Source organism: Pseudomonas sp. SIMBA_068, from assembly GCF_046534705.1.
GTDB classification, from domain to species: Bacteria; Pseudomonadota; Gammaproteobacteria; order Pseudomonadales; family Pseudomonadaceae; genus Aquipseudomonas; species Aquipseudomonas putida.
In genome coordinates, this window is the sequence record NZ_JAWRYI010000002.1 from 63,494 (window position 1) to 87,863 (window position 24,370).

At 60.4% G+C, this 24,370-nt stretch carries 22 protein-coding genes and 3 pseudogenes; 13 read left to right on the top strand and 12 right to left on the bottom strand.

From position 1 onward, the window contains the following. Positions 1 to 195: 195 nt before the first annotated feature. Both SB756_RS06360 and SB756_RS06365 read left to right on the top strand, forming a co-directional pair. Positions 196 to 873 carry an RraA family protein gene (locus SB756_RS06360; RefSeq protein WP_410910449.1) on the top strand — a complete coding sequence of 226 codons (678 nt, stop codon included), beginning with the start codon at positions 196 to 198 and terminating at the stop codon, positions 871 to 873. Positions 874 to 1,004: 131 nt separating this feature from the next. After that, the gene (locus SB756_RS06365; RefSeq protein WP_410910702.1) at positions 1,005 to 2,186 is read left to right on the top strand and encodes an MFS transporter; all 1,182 of its coding nucleotides are present in this window, start codon (positions 1,005 to 1,007) and stop codon (positions 2,184 to 2,186) included. A 4-nt stretch (positions 2,187 to 2,190) separates the two neighbouring features. Here SB756_RS06365 and SB756_RS06370 read toward each other — a convergent pair whose 3' ends face one another. Next, positions 2,191 to 3,516 (bottom strand): MFS transporter, encoded by a 1,326-nt coding sequence (locus SB756_RS06370; protein WP_341795975.1) that lies wholly within the window; start codon positions 3,514 to 3,516, stop codon positions 2,191 to 2,193. Between the two features lie 45 nt (positions 3,517 to 3,561). After that, positions 3,562 to 4,482: an SMP-30/gluconolactonase/LRE family protein gene (locus SB756_RS06375; protein WP_410910450.1), complete on the bottom strand. Its 921-nt coding sequence runs from the start codon at positions 4,480 to 4,482 to the stop codon at positions 3,562 to 3,564. A 237-nt stretch (positions 4,483 to 4,719) separates the two neighbouring features. On the opposite strand from SB756_RS06375, the pseudogene SB756_RS06380 reads away from it, so the two are divergent. Next, positions 4,720 to 5,444, top strand: a pseudogene (locus SB756_RS06380) (OprD family outer membrane porin); the annotation flags it as partial. Positions 5,445 to 5,658: 214 nt separating this feature from the next. Then, on the top strand, positions 5,659 to 6,366 hold the full coding sequence (locus SB756_RS06385) for an IclR family transcriptional regulator (protein ID WP_341795973.1): 708 nt from the start codon (positions 5,659 to 5,661) through the stop codon (positions 6,364 to 6,366). A gap of 265 nt (positions 6,367 to 6,631) precedes the next feature. Here SB756_RS06385 and SB756_RS06390 read toward each other — a convergent pair. Continuing rightward, positions 6,632 to 6,793: pseudogene (locus tag SB756_RS06390) on the bottom strand (alkene reductase); the annotation flags it as partial. A gap of 144 nt (positions 6,794 to 6,937) precedes the next feature. Between SB756_RS06390 and SB756_RS06395 the strand changes: the two are divergent. Both SB756_RS06395 and SB756_RS06400 read left to right on the top strand, forming a co-directional pair. Beyond that, a complete protein-coding gene (locus tag SB756_RS06395) occupies positions 6,938 to 8,161 on the top strand; it encodes an MFS transporter (protein ID WP_410910451.1) in 1,224 nt (407 codons plus the stop codon). A 122-nt stretch (positions 8,162 to 8,283) separates the two neighbouring features. Then, positions 8,284 to 8,880 carry a TetR/AcrR family transcriptional regulator gene (locus tag SB756_RS06400; protein WP_341795971.1) on the top strand — a complete coding sequence of 199 codons (597 nt, stop codon included), beginning with the start codon at positions 8,284 to 8,286 and terminating at the stop codon, positions 8,878 to 8,880. Positions 8,881 to 8,987: 107 nt separating this feature from the next. On the opposite strand, the gene SB756_RS06405 is transcribed toward SB756_RS06400, so the two are convergent. Then, positions 8,988 to 10,235 carry an MFS transporter gene (locus SB756_RS06405; protein ID WP_410910452.1) on the bottom strand — a complete coding sequence of 416 codons (1,248 nt, stop codon included), beginning with the start codon at positions 10,233 to 10,235 and terminating at the stop codon, positions 8,988 to 8,990. Positions 10,236 to 10,336: 101 nt separating this feature from the next. Between SB756_RS06405 and SB756_RS06410 the strand changes: the two genes are divergently transcribed. Next, complete coding sequence (locus SB756_RS06410; RefSeq protein WP_410910703.1) at positions 10,337 to 11,305, top strand: AraC family transcriptional regulator; 969 nt, start codon at positions 10,337 to 10,339, stop codon at positions 11,303 to 11,305. 72 nt (positions 11,306 to 11,377) lie between these two features. Here SB756_RS06410 and SB756_RS06415 read toward each other — a convergent pair whose 3' ends face one another. Continuing rightward, positions 11,378 to 11,821 carry a MarR family winged helix-turn-helix transcriptional regulator gene (locus tag SB756_RS06415; protein ID WP_341795969.1) on the bottom strand — a complete coding sequence of 148 codons (444 nt, stop codon included), beginning with the start codon at positions 11,819 to 11,821 and terminating at the stop codon, positions 11,378 to 11,380. Positions 11,822 to 11,901: 80 nt separating this feature from the next. On the opposite strand from SB756_RS06415, the gene SB756_RS06420 reads away from it, so the two are divergent. Then, the gene (locus SB756_RS06420; RefSeq protein ID WP_410910453.1) at positions 11,902 to 13,068 is read left to right on the top strand and encodes a PLP-dependent aminotransferase family protein; all 1,167 of its coding nucleotides are present in this window, start codon (positions 11,902 to 11,904) and stop codon (positions 13,066 to 13,068) included. A 76-nt stretch (positions 13,069 to 13,144) separates the two neighbouring features. On the opposite strand, the gene arsH is transcribed toward SB756_RS06420, so the two are convergent. From arsH to SB756_RS06445, 5 genes are all read right to left on the bottom strand, one after another. Beyond that, positions 13,145 to 13,846, bottom strand: a complete 702-nt coding sequence (gene arsH, locus SB756_RS06425) for an arsenical resistance protein ArsH (protein ID WP_306378839.1) — start codon at positions 13,844 to 13,846, stop codon at positions 13,145 to 13,147. A gap of 11 nt (positions 13,847 to 13,857) precedes the next feature. Further along, complete coding sequence (locus SB756_RS06430) at positions 13,858 to 14,328, bottom strand: arsenate reductase ArsC (RefSeq protein ID WP_341795966.1); 471 nt, start codon at positions 14,326 to 14,328, stop codon at positions 13,858 to 13,860. A 27-nt stretch (positions 14,329 to 14,355) separates the two neighbouring features. After that, a complete protein-coding gene (locus tag SB756_RS06435) occupies positions 14,356 to 15,639 on the bottom strand; it encodes an arsenic transporter (protein WP_410910454.1) in 1,284 nt (427 codons plus the stop codon). Between the two features lie 21 nt (positions 15,640 to 15,660). Continuing rightward, on the bottom strand, positions 15,661 to 16,008 hold the full coding sequence (locus SB756_RS06440; RefSeq protein WP_410910455.1) for a metalloregulator ArsR/SmtB family transcription factor: 348 nt from the start codon (positions 16,006 to 16,008) through the stop codon (positions 15,661 to 15,663). A gap of 390 nt (positions 16,009 to 16,398) precedes the next feature. Continuing rightward, positions 16,399 to 17,193 (bottom strand): substrate-binding domain-containing protein, encoded by a 795-nt coding sequence (locus SB756_RS06445; protein WP_410910456.1) that lies wholly within the window; start codon positions 17,191 to 17,193, stop codon positions 16,399 to 16,401. Positions 17,194 to 17,552: 359 nt separating this feature from the next. Here SB756_RS06445 and SB756_RS06450 point away from each other — a divergent pair, with 359 nt between their 5' ends. Together SB756_RS06450 and SB756_RS06455 are read left to right on the top strand one after the other, a co-directional pair. Then, positions 17,553 to 18,095: an AAA family ATPase gene (locus SB756_RS06450; protein ID WP_341795962.1), complete on the top strand. Its 543-nt coding sequence runs from the start codon at positions 17,553 to 17,555 to the stop codon at positions 18,093 to 18,095. Positions 18,096 to 18,535: 440 nt separating this feature from the next. Beyond that, on the top strand, positions 18,536 to 19,741 hold the full coding sequence (locus tag SB756_RS06455) for a GAF domain-containing sensor histidine kinase (protein ID WP_341795961.1): 1,206 nt from the start codon (positions 18,536 to 18,538) through the stop codon (positions 19,739 to 19,741). Between the two features lie 162 nt (positions 19,742 to 19,903). Here the strand turns inward: SB756_RS06455 and SB756_RS06460 are convergent, their stop codons facing one another. Continuing rightward, complete coding sequence (locus tag SB756_RS06460; RefSeq protein ID WP_019472176.1) at positions 19,904 to 20,263, bottom strand: cupin domain-containing protein; 360 nt, start codon at positions 20,261 to 20,263, stop codon at positions 19,904 to 19,906. After that, entirely contained in the window at positions 20,260 to 20,853 is a 594-nt protein-coding gene (locus SB756_RS06465) for a GNAT family N-acetyltransferase (RefSeq protein WP_341795960.1), read from the bottom strand. Before SB756_RS06465 ends, SB756_RS06460 begins: the two co-directional genes overlap by 4 nt. Positions 20,854 to 21,028: 175 nt before the next feature. Here SB756_RS06465 and SB756_RS06470 point away from each other — a divergent pair. The 3 genes and pseudogenes from SB756_RS06470 to SB756_RS06480 all read left to right on the top strand — a co-directional run. Then, a pseudogene (locus SB756_RS06470) lies at positions 21,029 to 21,139 on the top strand (ATP-binding protein); the annotation flags it as partial. 450 nt (positions 21,140 to 21,589) lie between these two features. Then, a complete protein-coding gene (locus tag SB756_RS06475) occupies positions 21,590 to 23,137 on the top strand; it encodes an AMP-binding protein (RefSeq protein WP_410910457.1) in 1,548 nt (515 codons plus the stop codon). Positions 23,138 to 23,152: 15 nt separating this feature from the next. Further along, positions 23,153 to 24,316, top strand: coding sequence for an acyl-CoA dehydrogenase family protein (locus SB756_RS06480; RefSeq protein WP_410910458.1), 1,164 nt, complete (start codon positions 23,153 to 23,155; stop codon positions 24,314 to 24,316). Positions 24,317 to 24,370 lie beyond the last annotated feature (54 nt).

Genomic DNA, 24,370 nt, shown 5'->3' on the forward strand with positions numbered 1-24,370 from the left:
GTCAGCCGCGCATCTGCGGCAATGGTCTAAACCCTATCATAATGAAACGCTGTTGCAAGAAAATTAAAATCTATCGCGTAGACAGGCGGGTCTAGGCTGAAAAATCTCATTGCAATGATTTTAATGAAATGACATTCTAAAAACACATTCGGCAGCAGCCGATGACATCGAATAACACCAAGAGAGGTATGTCACATGAGCATTGGCTTCCAAGTGCTTGAGCGCCCGCGTAAGGTTGGCGAGGAGTGGGTTGCACGCTACCGTGAGGTTCCGGTCGCTAATGTCAGCGACTCGATGAATCGCATGACGGCTGGTGGAGCCCGCTTGCGCCCCATGCATCGCCAAGGCGTACTGTGCGGCCCGGCCTTGACCGTCAAAGCCCGTCCAGGTGACAACCTCATGCTGCACTACGCGATCGACATCGCTCAGCCGGGCGATGTGATCGTGGTCGATGCCGGCGGCGACCTGACCAACGCGCTGATCGGTGAAATGATGGTGGCCTACGCGGTCAAGCGTGGCGTGGCTGGTATCGTCATCAATGGCGCCATCCGCGATGCTGCCAACATCGGCGCGGGTGAATTCCCGCTGTTCGCTGCAGGTGTTTCGCACCGTGGTCCTTACAAGGATGGCCCGGGCGAGATCAACGTGCCGATCGCCATCGATGGTATGGTGATCGAGCCGGGCGACCTGGTGATCGGTGATGACGATGGCTTGCTGTGCGTGCCTTACGACCATATTTCCGAGGTCTACGCAGGTGCCACCGCCAAACACGCTGCCGAAACCGCGCAGATGGAAAAAATTGCCCAAGGCACCAACGACCGCTCCTGGGTCCTGGAGTCCTTGAAGAAGAAAGGCTGCCTGCTTCCAGGCTGATTCAGCTCCACCTGCGCACCTTGCGATGGGGTGCGCAGTGGCTGATGGATCGGTGTTGGTCGCGGGGCTATTGAGGATTCCAAGACTTGACCGATTTATCACCACAGCATCGCACGCGCTGGCCCGCCGCTGTGCGGGCGCTCTCTCATCGCAACTTCCAGATCTATTTCGTCGGCCAGGGTGTTTCCACGCTGGGCAAGTGGGTGCAGCAGGTTGCATTGGCTTGGCTGGCCTATCACCTGACCGGTTCGGCCGTGCTACTGGGGCTGATCACCTTTCTGTCGTTGGCGCCGCAACTGGTCATCGGCCCGCTAGCGGGAGCATGGATCGATCGCCACGACAAGCGCCGGCTGCTCATCATCGTGCAAATGATCTTGATCGTGCAGTCGCTGGTGCTGGGCGTCGCAACCTGGCTGGGCTGGGTGGACGGGCCGTTCATCGCCGGCATGGCCCTGCTGCTAGGCCTGCTCAACGCCCTTGAAACGCCACTGCGCCAGGCGCTGATCGGCAGCTTCGTCGACAACCCGGGCGACCTGCCGAATGCGCTCGTGCTCAATGCCATGCTGATCAATGCCGCGCGCTTCGTTGGCCCGCCACTGGCCGGGGCGCTGATTGCCTTTGCCGGGGAAGCAGCCTGTTTCCTGCTCACTGCCGTGGCTTTTCTCGCGCTGTTGGGTGGCTTGCTCAAGGTCCGCGGTACTGCCAGCCCCAAGGCCGGCGGCTCAACCGCTCAGGTGTTCCGCGAGGGTCTGCACTATATGTGGCAGACCCGCAACGTGCGCCAGCTGTTGGTCAACGTGATCATGATCAACTTGCTGGCTTCCTGTTACGCGGCACTGTTGCCCATCCTGGCCAGCGCGGTGTTCGCCGGAGATGCGCGGGTGTTGGGTTGGCTATGGGGGGCTGCAGGGGCGGGGGCGTTCGTGGCGACGCTGGTGTTGGCGGTAGGCGGCGCCTTGCCACGGCTGCGACAGTTCACCGAGGTCGGGGCGCTTTCGTGCGGGGTCGCCTTGATGGGCCTATGGTTGGCGGGGGAGCTGCCGCTGGCACTGCTGGCGTTGGCGGTATTGGGTTTTGGCATCACATTGAGCAACGTCAGCACCAACATGCAGTTGCAGAGCGGCGCGCCCAGCCATTTGCGCGGCCGGGTCATCGCCTTCTACATTGCCATGCGCTTTGGTTTCGAGGCTTTGGGCGGCATGGCCGCAGGTTTGATCGCCGCTCGATGGGGCGCGCCGGAGGCACTGGGGATCGCCGGCGCGGTGCTGATGCTGGGGCTGTTGGGGCAGTACCTCCTGTACCGCCGCCATTGATTGCTCAGACAGCATGGCCCTGGGGGGCTTGCCGTTTGGCCGGGTCGCCCAGCAAGACCATCAGGATGATGCCGATCACCAGTATGGCTGCCACTGCGAAGAACGGTATGACGAAGCTGTGAGTGGCGTCCTTGATCATGCCGATCATGAACGGCCCGGTGAAACCACCCAGGTTGCCGATCGACACGATCATCGCCAGGCCGCCGGCGGCTGCGCGGCCGGTGAGGAAGGTCGAGGGGATGGCCCAGAAGGTGGCCTGGAACGACAGGATGCTGGCCACTGCGACGCACAGCGCAGCGATCTTGACCAGCGGGTCTGCTGCTAACGCGGCTGCGACCAAGGCGAGGGCGGCGATAGCCAGCGCGCCAACCACGTACGGCAGACGCTGTTCGCTACGGTTGGCCAAGCGTGCCCAGAGGGTCATGGCGATAGCGCCCAGGAGGTAAGGCACTGCGACTACGAAGCCCAGCTTGTCCGCGGAGATGCCCAGCCCCTTGATGATCTGCGGCAACCACATGCCGATGCCGACCGAGCCCACGATGCAGCAGAAGTTGACCGCCGCGAGGGTGAACACCCTCGGGTTGGTCAGTGCCGAGCGCAGTGTATGGCCATGGTTTGCCCCGATCGACTGCTGCTCTTGCGAAATCCGGTTGCCTAGCCATTGCTTCTCACGCTCGCTCAGCCACTTGGCCTTTGCCGGGCTGTCGACCAGCACCCACAGGCAGGCGATCCCCAGCAGCACGGCCGGCAAGGACTCCGTGACCAGCAGCAGTTGCCAGTTCTTCAGGCCCATCACGTCGTGTTGCAGCATCAACCAGCCGGACAGCGGTGAGCCGATGATGTTGGCGGTGGGAATGCCCAGCAGGAAGGCTGCGGTCGCCTTGGCGCGCCACTTGCCCGGGAACCAGTAGGTGAAGAACAGATAGATGCCGGGGGTGAAGCCTGCCTCGGCGACGCCCAGCAGGAAGCGCAGGATGCTGAAGCTGACCGGCCCGGTAGCGAACGCCGTGGCCATCGAAAGCAAGCCCCAGGTAACCATTATGCGGGCGATCCACACCCGTGCGCCAAAGCGTTGCAGCAGCAGGTTGCTGGGCAGTTCGAAGATGAAATAGCCGAAGAAGAACAGCCCGGCTGCCCAGCCGAACATCGTGGCGGTCAGGCCCAGGTCCTGGTTCATGGAGATGGCCGCGAAGCCGACGTTGGTGCGGTCCAGGTAGCTGATGACATAGCAGCAGAAAATGAACGGCAGCAGGCGCCACAGCACGCGGCGCATCAGGCGTTCGCCTTCGGCCTCACTCAGCGGGGGTAGATTCGGATTTTGATCGTTCATGTCGTCTGGTCTTCTTGTAGTTGTCGTCAGTGAAGCGGGGCGTTGTCAGCAGTGCGAGAACATCGCAAGGCCCGGAGCCTTGGTCCTGACCTGCAAGATGCTGCCCGTCTCGGATTCGGTGATGAACAAGGTCTGGCCGTCGTCGCCGCCAAAGGCGAGGTTGGTGTTGCTGATCCCTGCGCAGGAGACGATGCGTTCCAGTGGCTCGGCGACTTTCGACAGCTTCCACACCGAACCGAAACCGGTGTGGGCGATGTAAAGGTTGCTTTGGGCATCCAGGGCAAGTCCGTCAGGCCCACCCAGCCCGCCGTGCAATTGGGCGAACACGCCGACCTTGCCGACGATCGAGCCATTGCCCAGGGGAATGCGCCAGATCTGTTGGGCACGGGTCACGGCCACCAGCAGGTGGTTGAGGTGGGGGTCGTAGACGATGCCGTTGGGGCTGGGGATAGTGCCTAGCAGGCAAGTCAGGTTGCCCCCGGCGTCGAGCTTGTACACCCGACCTGTGGCGTCTTGCAGGCCTGTCTGACCTTGGTCGGTGAAAAACAGGTCGCCGTTGGGGGCGAACACCAGATCATTGACACCCTTGAAGCCCTCGGAACCGGCCGAGTCGAGCAGCGCCTCGATAGCACCTGTCTGGGGGTCGAGCAACATGATTCCACGCTTGTAGTCGGTGATGAAGATGCGTCCGTCCTGGTGAATCTTCAGGCCATTCGGCCAGCCATCGTACTGGCACACCAACTCCCATTCGCCTTGGGGCGAGATGCGGAAAATTCGCCCGTTGGGGATGTCGGTCACGTACAGATGGCCTCGGCGATCGAACGATGGGCCTTCAAGGAACGAGTCGATGGCACGGCCCTGGCGGTTGGCATTGGCCCAGGCAGTCGGGCGCGGGGTGCGGAAACGGTCGGGCAGGCGGGTGAATACCGTAGTTTCTACCGTGGGAGGGGCAGCAAAGAAGCTCATGGGCGCTCCTGTAGGGCCAGTGGACGCCAAGGCGTCCGGATTGTTGTTTTGATTTATTTAATGCAACGGCGTTGCAAAATAAACCATAACCGGACGAGGGGTGAAGCGAATTTTGGTGATGCTTTTCGCTAAGGCCCGCTTTCTTGTGCGCCTGTTGACGAATTGAGGGTAATCTGACTCCATTTAAAGGAAACGTCGTTTCGAAAAAATAATAACTGTTCCTCGGAGTAGCTTTTCTTGAAAGCCCAACATTCGACCTGTCGCATTGCGCTGGCAGCCATTGGCGGCGTCATCGGCCTGCCTGCTCAAGCCGATCTGATCATCGACAGCCATGCGCAACTGTCGATGCGCAATTTTTACTTCAACAGCGATAACCGAGAGGGCGCGGCGGCGCCTTCTAAAACCGAGGAGTGGGCCCAAGGTTTTCTGCTCGACCTGCGCTCGGGCTTTACCGAGGGTGTGGTTGGGTTCGGCGTGGACGCCACGGCCATGTTGGGCCTGACGCTGGACAGCGGCAGGGGACGGCATCTGGGCGGCAGCATGATTCCTTCCGATGGCGATGGCGCAGCTGACCACTGGAGCAGCGCCGGCCTGACCGCCAAGATGAAATCTTGACCGATGACAGCTCGTTGACCACTGACCTGCACTATTTCCGCACCCTTGCGGACGGCGCCAACGGCAGCAGCTCGGGGCGTAGCCAAGGCTATACCATCGGGGGTTACACCGCGGGTGGCGATGGCGAAATCGACAATGATCTCTGGAGTGCGGCGTTCAGCCATCGACTGCGAGGCCACTCGCTGACCCTGGGGTATCAAAGCGTTTCCGACGATAGCAACTTTGTGCAGGTCAACCAGGGTTCGATCGACAAGGGGGCTGGCGGCAGCAGCCTGTATTTGTGGACTGACAAGATGCTGCTCAGCTTCACGCGCGCGGGTGAGCGTACCGGTATGAGGCACTGGTCGACAGCGGGTAGTCAGCGCCCTCAACTCAAGGCGCTGAACATACCCTCATGTGAAACCGATTGACCCCTTGCCAGCAGGCGCAGCCATTGCCCTGCTGGCTTTTTTATCTGGCCCACGGCGCATGCTACGTTGGCGGGGGCCGACCGTTGTCGGATAATGGGGTTTTTCTGCCCTCGCGTTGAATGGAGGGCCTCAATCGTGTGAGGTTTTGCAAATGGCAAAAGCGCGGCCGCGTCCAGCGGTGAATGGTGTGGCATCGGCAGACCGTGTTTTGACCGTGCTGACCGCTTTTCAGATAGGCGACTCTGCGCTGAGCCTTGTCGAGCTGGTTGAGCGTACCGGGCTGATCAAAAGCACGATCATGCGCTTGATGGTGTCTCTGGAGAACCACGGGTTCATTACCCGCATGGCTGATGGTCGCTATCAGTTGGCGAGTGAAGTCATGCGTTTGAACGCTGTATACCAAGAAGCGCTGGACCTCGAAAAACACGTGATGCCACGCTTGCATTACCTGGCTGAACAGTCGGGTGAAACTGCTTCATTTTATGTACGTCACGGTGCGTATCGGATGTGCCAATATCGCGTCAACTCATCGCATCGACTGCGTTTGAACCTGCAACCTGGTGACATGCGTCCGATGGATGAAGCAGCGGGTGCGCAGGCCTTGCGCGCTCCCTATGAAATCGGGATTGACTTGCAAAAACCTTACTACTCCAAAGGCGCAACGGACCCTCATGCTGCTTCGATGGCGCTGCCCATCTACGGTGCCCAACAGGAACTCATGGGCGCCCTTGTCATTTCAGGGCCTGCGAGTCGTTTGACGGAAGAGTACGCAGAAAGCCTCAAGCCCATGTTCTTCGAAGCGGCACGTGATCTGATGCGAAGCTTGGGCTTCAAGTCTGCGTCTTTGGAGTCCGCTTGAGTCAATAAGCTCGCTGTAAGGTATCTGGCTGCGGACGGCCTCAGGGCGGGGCACAGATCTGAAGCGTTCTCCTCAGCCAGACGCGTGTCACCTGCGCCCAGCCGTACTTGACGGCCTTGTGAAAGGCCGGTGGGGTTGTTCATGGTGTATTTGCCTGTTGTGATGCGCGGGTTCAGTAATTGCCATTCGGCCAGTCGGTGTAGCCCTTGGCTCCGCCGCCGTAATAGCGCTCTCTGGGAGCGATGCTCAGCTCAACACCACGGTGCTGCAGCACAATCTTGCCACCTTTGGCATGCACAGCGTCGGTGACCTTCTTCCAGCCAGCCGTCTGTTCGGCGCTCCAGATACCGGCGGTTGCAGCGTGGCCACGGCCTAGGGCGCTGATGTTGGTTGCCTCGGCGGTGATCAGGGCAGCGCTGGCGCGCTGAGGGCTTTCTTACGCACGGATGCTCATCATACGGGAAGACAGCGGCTTTACATTCATCCCGTATGATAATAGGGTCGTAATCATACGAGGTGTATGTATTTGGGGCCCAGGCGTACGCAGGCCATTCGATAAGGAGAGTCGAGCATGTTCACAACCTACCGCGCATTGTTCCAGGCAAAGGGGGCCAAGGGTTTTGTTCTGGCGGGCCTTCTGGCCCGTATTCCGCTGCCGATGACGGGTATAGGCATCATTACCCTGTTGTCGCAGATCCGCGGCAGTTACGGCCTGGCGGGTGCAGTGGCAGCCACCTTCGTATTGACCTATGCCCTGTTGTCGCCTCAGGTCTCGCGTCTGGTCGACCGCTTCGGCCAGCGCCGGGTATTGCCAGCCGCCGCCGGGCTCAGCGTGCTGGGCATTCTCCTTCTGCTGGCGTGCAGCTATTGGCAGACGGCGGACTGGGCGTTATTCGCTGGCGCCGCCCTGGCCGGCTGCATGCCGAGCATGTCGGCCATGGTGCGTGCCCGCTGGACTGCGATCTACCGCGGTAAGCCTCAGTTGCAGACAGCCTTTTCGCTAGAAACCGTACTCGATGAAGTTACCTTCATTGCCGGCCCGCCCATTTCGGTGGGGCTGAGCGTGGCGGTAGTGCCGCAAGCAGGACCACTGGCCGCCGCGGTGCTCCTGGCCATTGGTGCGCTCGCACTGGCCGTGCAGGTCAGCACTGAGCCGCCAGTCAGGGCTGACGCCGACATGGAGCAAGGTAGCGTGTCGATCTTCAGCCTCGCCGATGTGCGCCTGCTGACCTTGCTGATGGTCGCGATGGGCGTGATCGTCGGTACTGTCGACATCGTCAGCGTGGCGTTTGCCGAGCTGATGGGCATGCCGGCTGCGGCGAGTTTGGTGCTGTCGTGCTATGCCATCGGCTCCTGCGTAGCGGGGCTGGTGTTCGGTGCCCTGAAACTCGATACGCCACTGCGCAAGCTGCTGCTAGTGGGGGGGCTGGCGACCGCGGCGACCACCTTGCCGCTGCTGCTGGCAGGCAACATCATCGGGCTGGCCGCAGCAGTCCTGGTCGCGGGCCTGTTCTTTGCGCCCACCATGATCGTGGCGATGTCGCTGGTAGAGCGCATTGTTCCGCACAACAAGTTGACTGAAGGCATGACCTGGTTGCTCGCTGGCCTCAACGTCGGGGTTGCCGGCGGGGCTGCGGCATCGGGGCAGGTTGTCGATGTGTTGGGTGCCAAGGCCGGATTCAACGTGGCACTGGGCGCCGGCGTGGCGGTGTTGCTGGTCGCTTTCTGGAGTTACTGCCGCCTGCGGGAGCGGGCCGCCGATCGGATTGCCTTGCCTCCACCCTGCATCGAGTAAGGCGAAGAGGGCAGGAAGCAGGCGCTTGTCAGCGCGCGTCGAGATCAAGACAATGGCTACAGGTTGTATGACGGCACTCGCATACGCTCACCTCATGCCGCCTGAAGACAAGGAGTAGCTGGATGGTTCGCCGCACTCGCGCCGCAATGGAAGAAACCCGAGCCACGTTGTTGGAGACTGCACGCAAAGTATTCAGTGAACGCGGCTATGCGGACACCTCCATGGATGATCTGACGGCCCAGGCGGGCCTGACGCGGGGGGCGCTGTACCATCACTTTGGCGACAAGAAGGGGTTGCTGGCGGCAGTGGTCGCGCAGCTCGATGCGGAGATGGATGTGCGCCTGTGTGCCATTTCTGACTCGGCCAAGGATGGCTGGGACGGCTTTCGCCAGCGCTGTCATGCCTTTCTTGAAATGGCCCTGGAGCCTCAGATTCAGCGGATCGTGCTGCGTGATGCCAGGGCTGTGTTGGGTGGCGGCTCGCCGGAGGCACAGCAACATTGTGTAGAGTCGATGCGACAGTTGATACATCAATTGATGGTACAGGGCGTTGTCGTCGAAGCTGACGCTCAAGCGCTGGCCTCGTTGATACATGGCAGCTTGGCAGAAGCGGCTGCGTGGATCGCGGAGGCTGAAGACGGCGCTGCGCGCTTGGCGCAGGCAAGCAGGGCGCTCGAACTGCTGTTGCGGGGAGTGCTTAGAAACCAGGTGGCGCAATGAGCGGGTAACCGCAGCCCTTGGAAGAAGCAGAACCTGAGCCTCCGCTCTGGCAGCTTTGGGTCGCCGGTAGGCGCCGGAGTAGATAAGCCGCTTGGAGAGTCAGGCTATCAGTGGAGTGCCGACCCGTTCAGCAAAGCGCCCTCTACCGAAGGAACTTGCACACGCAGTGCAATCAGCAACGCGGCCAGCAGCATCAGCACCGCCGCCGCGACGAATACGCCTGCGCTGCCACCAAGGCTGAACATTGCCCCACCAGCGGCTGCGCCTGTTGCGATGGCCGACTGTACAGACGCAACCACCATGCCCCCGGCGCTTTCCGCCTGGTCAGGGACCGCGCTGGCGACCCAGTTCGACCACGCCACCGGCACACCCCCAAAGGCCAGGCCCCAGACGGCCAGCAGTACAGCCTGCCCTGGCACCGACGCCGGCAACAGGACCAGCGCCAGTGCCGCAACGCCCACCAGCGCGGGCATCAAGACCAGGGTGGCCAACGGGTGACGAGTAAGCATCCACCCGGCCACCAAGGTGCCGACAAAGTTCGCCACACCAAAACCCAGCAACATCAGCGACAGCCCCTGCGGGCCAATGCCGGTCGTACCTTCGAGGAATGGCCGAACATACGTAAACATCGCGAAGTGGCCGCTGTGCACCAGCACACAACCGAACATCCCCATAGCAATGCCTGGACGCTGCAACACCTCAAGCACCGTGCGTAGGCGTGCCGGCCGACGCGGCGCAAGGCTCGGCAGCGTGAGTGCCTGGAAAGCCAGGGTCACCACACCCACCGCCGTCGCTGCAAAGAACGCGCTGCGCCAGCCATAAAGCCCACCCAGATAACTGCCCAGCGGGACCGCAACCACCGTCCCGATGGCGATGCCACTGAAAATGATCGAGAGTGCTCGCGGTAACAAAGCCCCCGGCACCAAACGCATCGCCACCGCCGCCGCCATGCTCCAGAACCCGCCAAGCGCGATGCCCAGCAAGATACGCATCAACAACAGCACCGCGAAACTGGAGGCAACGGCAACCAACAGATTGGAAGCGATCATCAATGTGGAAAAACCCAGCAACACCCAGCGGCGATCGATACTGCGAGTCAGGCCTGGCACCAACAGGCCGGCGAACAGCGCCACCACGGCTGTCACCGTTACCGCTTGGCCAGCCAGCGCTTCGGATACCCCCAACTCGGTCGCCATCGGCGTCAACAGGCTGGCCGGAAGGTACTCAGCGGTCAGCAAGCCAAACACGCCCATGGCCAACGAGAATACGGCCATCCACGCGGGGGTTGCAGGTTCTGCATCCGGCCCGGCGCCGGAACGGCTGTCGGGTACGGCATTGCATACAAGGTCAGTCATTGCACGGATCTCCCAATCTTCAATTGACCCGTAGTCTAGGCGCGAGAGTTTGGATGATCTATGATCTAAAAACTCAATTTTTTGACCAAAACACCTGGATAATGCCGAAAGACCCACTTGCCCTCTCTTCCGATCTCATCAACGAGCTGTTGCGCGGCATGCGCCTGCGCGGTGTCGACTACCGGCGTATCCAAGCGGGCCCGGCCTTCGGCTTGGGCTTCGCTGCCAAACCCGGGCATGCCTGGTTCCACTTCCTGGCGGTCGGCAACGCGGTGCTGCGCATGGAAGACGGGACAACCTATGCGCTGTCCGCCGGTAACGCCGTCTTCATCTCCCATGGTGCGGCCCATCAATTGCTCTCGCATACGCACGTGCCCGTGCAAGAAATTGACCTTCTGGACGGCGAGCCTCTCGGCGACGCCGTCAGCGGGGTGAAAACCGGCACCGATGCCGGCCCCATGCCGACCACGCTTTTGTTCAGTGGCTGCATGGCGTTCGAATTGGGCAGCCTCCATGGCCTTGGCAAGCTGATGCCGGGCCTGATGCTGATTGATGCAGGCGGCCAGCGTTATCCCGGGCTGGTGCCTATTCTCACCACCATGGAGCGCGAAGTCAGCGCCGCACGCGTCGGTTTCGCCGGCATCCTCGCGCGATTGGCCGACGTGGTCGCCGCCATGGTCGTTCGAGGTTGGGTCGAGTGCGCCTGCGGTAACGCCTCCGGCCTGGTGGCCGCCCTGCGCGATCCGCGGCTGGCAGGTGCACTTTTGGCGCTGCATCAACAACCGGGCCGCGACTGGACCGTCGAGCAGTTGGCGGAGCAATGCAATACGTCCCGCTCGGTCTTTGCGGAGCGTTTTCAAGTGACGATTGGCATGACCCCGCTGCGCTACGTCACCGAGGTGCGAATGCGGCTTGCCAGCCAGTGGTTGACGCTGGAAAGGATGCCTATTGAAGAGGTCGCGCAGCGTTTGGGCTATACGTCTCAGGCGGCATTCAGTCGGGCGTTCAAGCGTGTTACGGGTAAGACGCCTGGGTTGAGTCGGAGGTTGAGGCAGTCGGCTGCCATCTGAAACTGAGTGCAATTAGTGGAAGGGCCATAATGGGCGGTTTTGGCATTATGCGCATGTTCCGGGCATCCGGGTTCACGTTGAATGTTGTATCTTCCCCAATGCCGCATTGACAGCCAGCCATCCCGCTACCGCCGCCTCTCCGGCCTCACCGAATGCCCGTTCAAGCAGCTTTACTTGTTCACGTCGCAGCATTTGTTCAAGTCGCGAGCCTTCTTTGGTCAGCTGAAGCAACCGCATCCGTTTGTCGGTATGCGATGCCACGCTGTCCACTAATCCCATCTCTGCCAATTGCCGTAGCGGTATGTTCAGCGCCTGCTTGGTCACGCCGAGCAGGGCCAGCAGCTCCTTGACGCTGAGGTGTGGGTGCCGGGCTATGAAAAAAACGATCCTCTGATGCACACGGCCCAAGCCCCTGCGCTCAAGCATCTCGTCGGCCTTGGTGGTGAACGCCTGATAGCCAAAGAAAAACGCTTCCATGGCCTGCTGCTGTGCTTCCTGGTTTTTTAGGTCAATCATGTTGACTTATTCTCGACGAGCGTTCTACTTTAGGTAAAGGAGTTTGACCTATATTGTTCGCGCTTGGCCAGAGGTGATCCATGGCATTTTCTGAACGTGTTTCGCGCCTTAAAAGCTCTTTGATTCGTGAAATTCTGGCCGCCGCGCAGCGCCCAGGGATGATGTCTTTTGCAGGAGGCCTGCCGGCAGAGGAGATGCTGCCCTCTGTGGACTGGGCTGAAATGCCCACCAGCATGGGCCAGTACGGGATGAGCGAGGGTGAGCCGATGTTGCGTGAGGCGCTGGCCAGGGAAGCCCGGGCGTTGGGAATCAAGTGCGAGGCTAGCCAAGTGCTGATTCTCAGCGGCTCGCAGCAGGCTCTGGACCTGACATCAAAACTGTATATCGACAAAGGGACGCCGGTACTGCTGGAAGCCCCTACTTATCTGGCCGCGTTGCAAAGCTTCCAGTTCTTCGGTGCGCACTGCCTTTCGCTGCCGATGGAACGCGATGGCCCGGACCTGGAGTCGCTGCGCGAACTGCTGAGCCTGAACCGCCCCGCGTTCATCTATCTGATTCCAACGTTCCAGAACCCGTCGGGGCTGCGCTACAGCGACAGAAAAAGGGACGAAGTCGCGGCGCTTCTCGATGAGTTCAACGTCACATTGATCGAAGATGAGCCGTATCGGGAACTGAGTTTCGACGGCGTCGCGGCCATGCCGGTTGTCAGCCGCCTGAACACCACCAGCTGGATTTATACCGGTACTGTGTCCAAGACCTTGCTGCCCGGCTTGCGGATTGGGTATCTGATTGCCAGCCCCGACCTGTTCCCGCACTTGCTGCGGCTCAAGCAGTCGGCGGACCTGCACACCAGTCGGGTTGGCCAATGGCAGGTGCTTCAATGGTTGGGAACAGAAAGGCTTGAGCGTCATCTTGAAGCGTTACGCCACTATTACCGGGCTCGTCGAGACGCTTTCCAGGCCGCATTGGAGACGCACTTCGCCGACTTGGCCGAGTGGCAGATGCCAGAGGGAGGGTTGTTCTTCTGGCTGACGCTCAAGCACCCCATCGATACCCGGTCATTGCTCGAACCGGCATTGGCGGCCAATGTGGCGTTCATGCCCGGAGAGCCCTTCTTCCCAGAGCCTGACAAACATCCAGGGCACCTGAGGCTGAACTTCAGCCATGTTGCTCCCGACAAGCTGGATGAAGGCCTTAAGCGTTTGGCGGACGTCCTGCGTCAGGCACTGATCCAGCAGGCGGCCTGACGATCGCTAATGGGTCGAAATCTGCAATTCACGACAGGTCGCTTTTGACCCATAGCGGGCATGCCAGGCATAGCGCTCAGATCGAGCGCTGGTTCACACGGGCAGAGAGTTGCTCGGCGTGTTCCTTGCGCTCCGAATAGCGATCCACCAGGAATTCCTGGCGGTCACGCAGCAAGACGGTGAACTTCACCAGTTCCTCCATCACATCTACCACGCGATCGTAGTACGGCGAAGGTTTCATACGGCCAGCGTCGTCGAACTCCAGGTAGGCCTTGGGTACCGAGGACTGGTTCGGGATGGTGAACATCCGCATCCAGCGCCCGAGCACGCGCAGTTGGTTGACCACGTTGAACGACTGCGAGCCGCCACACACCTGCATGACTGCCAGGGTCTTGCCCTGGGTGGGGCGAAGCGCTCCCAGCGCCAAGGGGATCCAGTCGATCTGTGCCTTGAAAACCGCAGACATCGCACCATGACGCTCTGGAGAGCACCACACCTGGCCTTCCGACCACTGCACCAGATCACGCAGTTCCTGCACCTTGGGGTGGTCGACAGGTACATCGTCAGGTAGCGGCAGGCCCGACGGATTGAACACCCGCGTTTCTGCACCGAAGTGCTCCAGCAGGCGTGCGGCCTCTTCTACCAGCAAGCGACTGAAAGAGCGTTCGCGGGTCGACCCATACAGCAGCAGGATGCGCGGTTTGTGCTCGCTGGAACGGGTTGCCGCTGGCGATACATCGAATAGGGCAAGGTCGAGATTAGGCAGTTGCTCGGACATGTTTCCTCCTGTTAAAGGGTACCGATGCGATCCAGCTCATGCTTGAGCTGCTCATGGTCGAGGTTATCGAAAGGCAGTGCGAAGAATGCTTGGCAGCGTGACTCGATCCGGGCCAGCGTGGCGCGGAACGCAGCGTCTACCGACGCCATATCACCCACGACATCGGACGGGTCCTCCAGTCCCCAGTGCGACTTCAGTGCAGGGCCGAAATACACCGGGCAAGCTTCGCCGGCAGCCTTGTCGCAAACGGTGATGACGATGTCAGGAGGGCAACCCTCGAACGCGTCATTGCCCTTGCTGCTCAGCCCTTCAGTAGAGATGCCCGCATGCTGCAAGGTGATCAGGCTGCGAGGCAACACGTGGCCTTTCGGGAAACTGCCGGCGCTGACGGCTTCAAATCCGTGAGGCGCCAGGTGATTGAACATGGCCTCGGAAAGGATGCTGCGGCAGCTGTTGGCCGTGCACATGAACAGGACTCGCATGGGGGCTCCTCCGCTTCGTGGCGGATGTCAGAGGCTCAGGCGCAATGCCAGGGCCGAAAGGGTGATCAACAGCACCGGTAGCGTCAGCAGGATGCCGACCTTGAAGTAGTAACCCCAGGTGATGCGCATGTCTTTGCGCTCCAGCACATGCAGCCAGAGCAGGGTGGCGAGGCTGCCGATGGGTGTGATTTTCGGGCCGAGGTCGCAGCCGATGACGTTGGCGTAGATCATCGCCTCGCGCACCAGCCCTTGCGCCTCGCTGGCCTGGATCGACAAGGCGCCGACCAGCACGCTGGGCATGTTGTTCATGACCGAGGACAGCAATGCAGCGATCAACCCGGTGCCGATGGCGGCAGCCCACAGCCCTTGCTGCGCAAGTCGGTTGAGCAAGTGGGTGAGCATATCCGTGAGGCCGGCGTTCTTCAGCCCGTAGACCACCAGGTACATCCCAAGAGAAAAGATCACCACCTGCCAAGGCGCTTCGCGCAGCACACGACGGGTGGAGATGCGGTGCCCGCGAGCGGCGACGGCAAAAAGGATTGCCGCACAAGTTGCAGCGACCGCACTGATCGGGATACCCAGTGGTTCCAGGGCGAACAGGCCGATCAGCAACACCAGCAGCACCCAGCCACCGACATTGAAGGTAGCGCGGTCATGAATCGCCTCGCTTGGCGTCCTCAGGGCCGCGACCGTGTACTGCCTCGGGATATCACGACGGAAGAACACGAACAGCACCAGGAGGGTTGCAGCCACGCTGGCGAAATTCACCGGCACCATCACCGAGGCGTAATCGCTGAAGCCCAGCCTGAAGTAGTCGGCCGAAACAATGTTCACCAGGTTGGAAACTACCAGCGGCAGGCTCGCCGTGTCGGCGATGAAGCCAGCGGCCATGACGAAGGCCAGCGTTGCGGCGGGCGAGAACCTTAGCGCGAGCAGCATCGACATGACGATGGGTGTGAGGATCAGCGCCGCACCATCGTTGGCGAACAGCGCCGACACGGCAGCACCGAGCAAGACGCAGAAGGCGAACAGGCGGTAGCCGCTACCGCCTGCCCAGCGGGCCACATGCAGCGCGGCCCACTCGAAGAAACCGGCCTGGTCCAGCAGCAGGCTGATGATGATGACGGCGATGAAGGTGGCGGTGGCATTCCAGACAATGGCCCACACGGTCGGGATGTCGTGCAGCGAGACGGCACCCGCCGCCAGGGCAATGAGGGCACCGAGCGCGGCACTCCAGCCAACGCCAAGCCCCTTCGGTTGCCAGATGACCAGGATGAGAGTGAAAACAAAGACTGCAATGGCGACCAGCATGAAGATCTCGCTCGATGTTGATCAGCAGCAGGCAGCGTCACGGACGGGGCGGCCGTCCATGTTCTTCAGCCGAAGAGTGTTGTCGGCCAACCATTGCGAATTTGCCTGCAAGGTCACCTGCAACATCTCATGCACCCAGGCTGGCAGCTCGGGGTTTAGACGGTAATACACCCATTGCCCCTGGCGGCGATCCAACAGCATGCCATTGCTGCGCAGATGTGCGAGGTGGCGGCTGATCTTGGGTTGGCTGTCGTTCAGCGCGCACATCAGTTCGCAGACACATAGCTCACCGAGACTGGCGATCAGCAGGGTGGCGCGAGCACGGGTCTCGTCGGACAGGCTTTTGAATACATCAGGCGGTGTAATCATGACTGCACCAATACATATGGAAATCCGAATATACGAATTTCCATATGTTTAGTGCAAGGACATTTGGACTGAGCGTCGGCAATGAGGTGATAGCTGCCATTGCGAAAGCACTGCCATTGCTCTTTTTCCGAGGCCGGCGCGAACCCGGTGGAAGCAGCTGTCCTATTTAAAATCTAAAAGTTTGCGCGATCAGTGTGGGAGCGGGCTTGCCCGCGAACACGGGCGAAGCCCGTGCCATCCAACGCGTCGCCTGCTTCGCGGGCATGCCCGCTCCCACAAAGATCACCTAAGCTACGACTGGCAGCTATGAGTCGATCGCTCGCGGAGCGAAGGCTACGGGCAACAATTCGTGTCTTGCCGCATTCCCATTACCGATGCCGGCGCTCGCAGTCAGCTTGCTGTATGAGGTAGTGGCGTCAAGCCGCTATCTTTGATCGCTGCGTCGGCTTCTGGCGATGCCAGATAGTTGAGGAGCGCCTGGGCTGCGGCATGATGCTGGCTCTTGCTGACGACAGCGCCCGAATACATGGTCATTTTCTGCGCTTCAGTCGGGATCAGACCAACAATGTCGATACCCTTTACTGGCTTAAGCTCACTTAGCTGTTGGAAGCCGATCTGGGCTTGCCCGCGAGCGATCACCGCGCCGACAGGCTCGGCAGGTATCATGTGTGCCTTGGCCACGAACTGGTCACCGAGTTGCATGCGAGGGAACAGGGTCGTGGAGAGATAGACGCCGCTTGCGCTGTCGGAGTAGGCGACAGAGCTGCTGTTTTGCAGCACCGTGCGCAAGGCCTGCATAGTGCCTATGTCCGGCTTCGGTTCGCCTTTGCGAATGGCCATGGCGATGAAAGATTTTCCGAGATCTATTCGGCTGGTTTTGTCGGCTTGACCGCTGCCGACCAGGTTGTCGAGCGCCGAACCTACCATCAGAACCACATCCGCCTGCTCACCGCGGGCGAGCCTTTTTGGGACGGCCTGCGGGGTTTCCCCCATCGAAGGCGCGGCGAGAACTTCTAACTTAACGCCATATTTCTTCTCATAAGCTGGCGCCACTTCTCGGATCGCGCCCATGATCCCGCCGGAGCTCAGAACGGTCAGCGTTTGCTCGCCACCTTGTACAACGTCAGCAGCGCAGCAGGCGAGTGAAGTGGTCAAGAGGGCAGCACAGGACAGCATTCGAAGCATCGGAGCGTTCTCCACATGAAAGCGCGAAATTTTACCGGGGCGAGAAGCAAGCAAGTAATTAATCAACAATTAAGAATGTTTAACATTTCTGTCCGCAGATGGCAGCGGCGGGCAGAAAGCAGACGATCGCGACTCAGCGCTTACGCCCCATAGCTGCCAGCCGTGTCAGAGGTGATCTTTGGACTGCCCCCAAGAAGGAGCAGACGGGGCTCTGAAGCGTATGGCGACGGGCGCTTCCTTGCAGATGAGGGCGCGTCATTCAACCTGTCAGCTGCCCAAGGCAGTGCAGTTGACCGCATCGCCCATTGCCGTAGAATCGCGCGCCCCATATTCAACAAGCATGGCGAGAGGGAGCTTCAATGCAGCGGGTGATGATCATTGGTCAGCCGGGTTCTGGGAAAAGTACCCTGGCGCGCAAGCTGGGCGAGCGCACAGGCTTGCCGGTCGTGCATATCGACACGATTCATTGGCAGCCAGGCTGGGTCGAGCGGAGCCGGGACGAGAAGACGCGTCTATGCCACGAGGTCGAGGCTCGTGAGCGCTGGATCTTCGAAGGCGGCCATTCGGCTACCTGGCGCAACCGCCTGGCCCGCGCTGACATGGTGATATGGATCGATCGCTCGGCGCCGCTTCGATTCTGGCGCGTGCTCCTCAGAACCATGCTGAACCGCGGTCGGTCCCGGCCAGACTTGCCGGATGACTGCCCGGAACTGCTGGCCAACCTGCCGGGGTTTTTCAGGTTCATGTGGCGGACGAAAACCTCGTCTCGCAAGGCGATGAAGCAATTCGTGGCGACGGTGCCGTCGGGGTGTCGCGTGGTCTGCCTGCGGTCCAATCGGGAGACCGAGATTTTTCTCGCAAGCATGGGCACGCAGCCTGATGGGGTTGTGCAAGGTCATTAGATGGCGGCGGGCGCCTGCCGCAATGGCGGATCAACTTGCAGCCGAGCCTGAAATGGAGGTGCTGATTGAGGTGACCGCTTTCGACCCATAGCGGACAACTGTAACCGGGGCCGCTTCGCGGCCCATCGCCGGTACTGACTAAAGAGCTTTGGATCGCTGGCAGCTATGGGTCGTTAGGGGCCAGTGGAGACCGACTGCGACCGACCCAGAGCTGCCGTTGGTGGATGGCAAGCCAAATTGTCATTTCTCGCATCCCTGCCAACCCAGCGGGCACCTGAATCGACCAACGCCTGCCACATAACTGGATCTGCCAGACAGCCACCTATATCGATTGTAACCGCATGCCCATGTTGACGGCCGCGTACCCTGCGCGGGTTCATTGTCAAACGCTGGGGCTTCCGCTTTAATGCCCATTTGCCATTCATCCAATCGGCGACTTGATGCCTTATCCGTCTGACCTTTCACATGACATTAGTACGATTGCCAAGATCGAGGCCGTTCCGCTTATTCTCAATATGGTGAAGCATGTTACCGGCATGCGCTTTGCGGCAATTGCGCGTGTCACCGAGAGGAAATGGGTGGCTTGCGCCGTCGATGATTCTATTGATTTTGGGCTCATACCTGGCGGCGAGTTGGTGCTGGAAACGACGATTTGCCACGAAATTCGTCAGCACCACAAACCCGTTATATTCAAGAATGCCAGTGAGCATCCGGTGTACTCAACCCACCACACCCCTAAGACATACGGCTTGGAAAGCTATGTCTCCATTCCTATCACCAGGACAAACGGAGATTTTTTCGGAACGCTCTGCGCCATTGATCAGGTGCCAGCAGATTTTGATGAAGATGCAGTGTGCAACACACTAACGCTTTTCGCCCAGTTAATAGCTGTTCAACTCGACGTTCTGGCGGACCTTGAGGCCAAAACGATTGAACTGGCCAATGCGGCTGAGACCGGCATTGTCCGGGAGCAGTTCATTGCCGTACTGGGGCATGACCTCCGTTCGCCACTGAGCGCTATCAGAATGAGCGCTGATCTACTGGAGGCCAGGCTGCCCGCCGGTCGCGAGCAGCAGCTTGCCATTGCAATACGACAAAGCTCGCAGCGGATGAATAACTTGATTGAAGATGTCCTGGATTTTTCTCGAGGAAAGCTGGGGGGAGGCATTCCGGTCAAACGGACTTTGGTGGACAACCTGGGTGACATTTTTATTGCTGTCATCAATGAAATCATGATGAGTCATCCCAACGTCAAAATCCGTCAAGAGGTGATCATTTCACCTGGGGTCTTCTGTGATGCTGGGAGAATGGGGCAATTGCTTTCAAACCTATTGGGCAATGCCGTTGCTCATGGGGCGCATGATCTCCCGATAGAGGTGATCGCAAGCATGCAAGAAAATCATGTAGTTCTGTCAGTGATGAACCATGGCCCAGAAATCCCCGACGTTTTGTTACCGCTACTGTTCCAACCGTTTAAACGGTCAGCAGGTGGTGGCCGCGGGGAGGGGCTGGGGCTCGGTTTGTATATTGCATCTCAGATCGTAACGGGTCACAACGGGACGCTGTCAGTAACCTCTACGCCTGAGGACGGCACGCGCTTCGTCGCGAGGTTCCCTGGCACCTTGGAGTGGACGAAAGAGCACTAGATGTGGGTCTCAGTTGATAGGTGGCTTCGCCGAACGCTTGGTTCTATGCGCGACAGCGCAGCCATGAGGTAAAGGGCTCCTGCCGAAGAACATTCGAGCGCCGGCAGCAGGCCAGCATGCACACTGGCTTTGCGCTGCGCTCGATGAAACGCCACCCGGTGCCTAGTTCGCGGGCAAGAGGATCACGAAGTTCTTTTTCATGTCTTCCAGTACGGTCCATTTGCCCTTGGCGCCCGGTTCGATAATGAACGTGTCGCCAGCGGCCAGTGTGATGGGGGCGCAACCCTCAAGCTCGATGACGCAGCATCCACTCAAGACATGGCAGAACTCCCAAACTTTGTAGTCGATGCGCCACGCTCCGGTGCTGGCTTCCCATTCTCCGGAAATGCGACCTTGCTGTTCATCGTGATAATACTTGGAGGTCAGCGTATGAGGGGTGCCTTCCACGACCTCTTCAAAAAAAGGAAGGTCGCGCACCGGTTGGATATCCAGTTCGCGGAAGACGGTCAGCTTCTTGTTCATGGTTTTTCCTCGAGCACGTTGTGGGTAGGGCGATACATCAAATAGGCTTCACCGGTTACGCTCAGCATCGGATGCGGAACGATCTGGCAGGTTTTAACAATTTGAAAACCGTGACGTTCGTAGAAGCGTCGTGCACCGTGGTTTTCTGCATAATCAATCAGGCATAGCCCATCCAGGCCAGAGTCCTCAGCCCGTTGCTGAGCGTGGCGAAGAAACTGGACGCCCAGCCCTTGGCTGCGCCAGGCTTCATCCAGGGCCAGGCTGGATATGTATAAGGTGTCGGGTATTTCCATGTCGGAATACGGCGCGAGGACCGGGTCTGTCTCGACAGGCCTGTCAGGGGTCTCGCGCAAGGCATAGCTATGCATCATGCCGATGACGCGCCCTTCGAAAATGGCCATCAGGCAGTTCTTGTAGGAAAAGTCGCCCTGTTCCCTGGCATAGCGAGACGTGCCGACACTCAGCAATGCTTCTCCCGGTGTTGCAAGCTTGCTCCATATGTAATCGGCCATGCCCTCCGACGTCAGTTGAAAGAAGCGCGCAATATCTTGCGCATCCGAGGCTTGAGCGGGTCTGAAGTCGATAAGCATGTACAGTGCTCCCAAGGGATCGGGTACCTGGTTTTCAAGGATTACGCCATAGGCAGGCTGGCAGGTTAGGCGGATTCAACGGTTTCCATCATGCTCTGGGCGAACACCGTCAGCACGGCATGCGACGCTGCCCATGCTCAAAGGCAGATAGCCGTCTGAGGGCTCAGCCCTGGGGATTGGTCGTGCCGTGCTACATCTGATCTCAGGGAAGATTGCATCCGGCAAGTCGCTGAGCGAGGATCATTGGCTCTCACGGCTGTACCCTGGCTTCAGGTTGAAATCCATCGACAATGAGCGGTCCATCGCCGGCAAACGCGGCTCCCACAAGTCCAGCACTCGCCTGAAGGCTGGTGATATTGCTGTGGGAGCTGGCTTGCCGGCAATGAGGCCAGCACAGACGATCGAACCTTGAATGGGTGTCCATCAGGTATGACCGTCACATTACGACCCCATGCAGACATTTGGATGTCCGGGCCGATACAGACGCTAGAGCCCTTGAGGATCTGAGGTCTTAGCTCGGCTTCCTTGAAATGGCCCTTGCGCTGGCCATCGCCTTCGATCATACGGCCTAGCGGGTGGTCGACGTATTCCAGCACGCACATCGAGCGGTAGTTCGCACGTCTCATGCATTGCGCCAGCTAATAACGTTATGGCCGGCATCTGAATCTTGTATTACATCTGCCCGCGCATGGCTGTTTAGCATCGTCGATGTCTTCCTGTCGACGAGAACAACAACGTGAACCTTGGAACGATCATTACCCGAAGTGCCCGCTACTGGCCGGACCACATCGCCGTGGCGGACAGCCAGACACGTGTCACCTACGCCCAGCTGGAGCGCCGCAGCAACCGCCTGGCATCAGGGCTGGGCTCGCTGGGCGTGGCCGTGGGCGAGCATGTGGCGATCCTCGCCGCCAACCGCGTGGAGCTGGTGGAAGCGGAAGTGGCGCTGTACAAGGCGGCGATGGTCAAGGTGCCGATCAATGCGCGGCTGTCACTGGATGAAGTGGTGCGGGTGCTGGAAGACTCCTGCAGCGTTGCACTGATCACCGACGCTAGCTTTGCCCAGGCGCTGGCGACGCGGCGTGCGGAGTTGCCGCTGCTGCGACAGCTCATCGTGCTGGAGGGCGAGGGCGGTGACCTGGGTTATGCCGCGTTGCTTGAGCGCGGCAGCGACGCAGCGCTGGGATTGGACCCGGCCGACGATGCGCTGGCCGTGCTGCACTACACCTCCGGCAGCTCGGGCGTGCTCAAGGCCGCCATGCTCTCGTTCGGCAACCGCAAGGCGCTGGTGCGCAAGAGCATCGCCAGCCCCACACGGCGCTCCGGGCCAGGCGACGTCATGGCTCACGTGGGGCCCATCACCCATGCCAGCGGCATGCAGATCATGCCGCTGCTGGCGGTGGGCGCCTGCAACTTGCTGCTCGATCGTTACGACGACCGCCTGTTGCTGGAGACCATCCAGCGCGAACGGGTGACGCGGCTGTTCCTGGTGCCGGCGATGATCAACCGGCTGGTCAATTACCCTGGCGTCGAGCGCTTCGACCTGGCCAGCCTGAAGCTGGTCATGTACGGTGCCGCGCCCATGGCGCCAGCCTTGGTGAAAAAGGCCATCGAACTGTTCGGGCCGATTCTGGTGCAAGGGTACGGCGCTGGTGAAACCTGCTCGCTGGTCACGGTGCTGACCGAGCAGGACCACCTGGTGGAAGACGGCGACTATCAACGCCTGGCCTCCTGCGGGCGGTGCTACTTCGAGACCGACCTGCGGGTGGTCAACGACGCGTTCGAAGATGTGGCCCCCGGCGAAGTCGGCGAGATCGTGGTCAAGGGCCCGGACGTGATGCAGGGCTATTGGCGCGCCCCGGCGCTCACCGCCGAAGTCATGCGTGACGGCTACTACCTCACCGGCGACCTGGCTAAGGTCGATGCGCAGGGTTACGTGTTCATCGTCGATCGCAAGAAGGAAATGATCATATCCGGCGGGTTCAACGTGTACCCCAGCGAAGTGGAGCAAGTCATCTACAGCTTCCCCGAAGTGTTCGAGGTAGCAGTGGTCGGCGTGCCCGATGCGCAGTGGGGTGAAGCGGTACGTGCGGTGGTGGTGCTCAAGCCAGGTGCGCAACTGGAGGCCGCCGAGCTGATCGAGCGTTGCGGTCGTGCGCTGGCCGGGTTCAAGAAGCCGCGCGGCGTGGACTTTGTCAGCGAACTGCCGAAAAACCCCAACGGCAAGGTGGTGCGCCGCCTCGTCCGGGACACCTACTGGCAACACAGCGAACGTCGTATCTGACCAGGGAGCATCACCATGTATCAACCAAGTGCAAATGCTGCGCAGATCATCGAAGCGATCGAGGGTTTCGTCCGTGACCAGGTTCGCCCGCTGGAGCAGCAGGCGAACCTGGACTGGGCGCGCCCGCACCCGCAGGCGGTGCTGCGGGAGGTATGGAAGCGTTCAAGCGAACAAGGCCTGTACACCATCATGTTGCCCGAGAGCATGGGTGGGGCCGGCCTGAACGTGGCCGACCTGTGCGCGGTGAAAGAAGCGACGGTGCTGACAGGCTCCATGCTGGCCCCGCATGTGCTGGGCGAGCTGTCTGGGCCGCCGCGGGTCGGCCACCTGTTCAAGGTGGCCAGCCCCTACCAGATCGAGACCTTCCTGAAGCCCGTGTGCCGCGCTGAAAAAGCCGTGTGCTTTGCGCTGACCGAAGCCGAGGCCGGTTCGGATGCGACCGCCATTCGCACCCAGGCGCGCCGTGACGGTGACCACTATGTGCTCAGCGGCAGCAAGCGCTATATCTCCGGGGCCACCTACGCCGACTTGGCGGTGCTGCTGGCAGTGACCGGGCCAGGGCAGGGCGCCCAGGGTATTTCGGCGTTCTTAGTCGACCTCAAGGCCCCGGGCGTACGTATCGAGAGCGATTATTCGGTGATGTCCGGCGGGGGTGCCCATGGCGATATCGTGCTCGACAATGTACGCGTGCCAGCGGCCAACCTGATTGGTGAAGAAGGGCAGGGGTTCAAGCTGGCCATGGGGCGCATCACCCTCAACCGCCTGCTGCATTGCCCGACCCTGCTGGGGATGGCCGGCCTGGCCCTGAACCTGTCGATCGAGCATGCGCGCAGCCGCAAGCAGTTCGGCCAGCCAATCGCCATGTTCCAGGCGGTGAACCACATGATCGCCGACATGGCCACCGAGCTGCACGCTGCGCGCAGCATGGTCTACGCCACAGCCCAGGTGAGCGACGCCGGCGGCGATATCCGTACCCAGGCGCCGATGTGCAAGCTGTTCGTCTCCGAGGCGGCCTTCCGCATCGCTGACAAGGCGGTGCAGGTGCATGGCGGCGCCGGGCTGATGCAGGGCCACCCGGTGGAGTGGGTTTTCCGCGCCACGCGGATGATGCGTATCCTCACCGGCACCAGCGAGATCCAGCGCAACACCATCGCCAAAGGCGTGCTGATGCCTGCATGACCATCGGGCCGCCCCTGCGGCGGCCTTTTGGCAACACCTACAACAATAACAAGA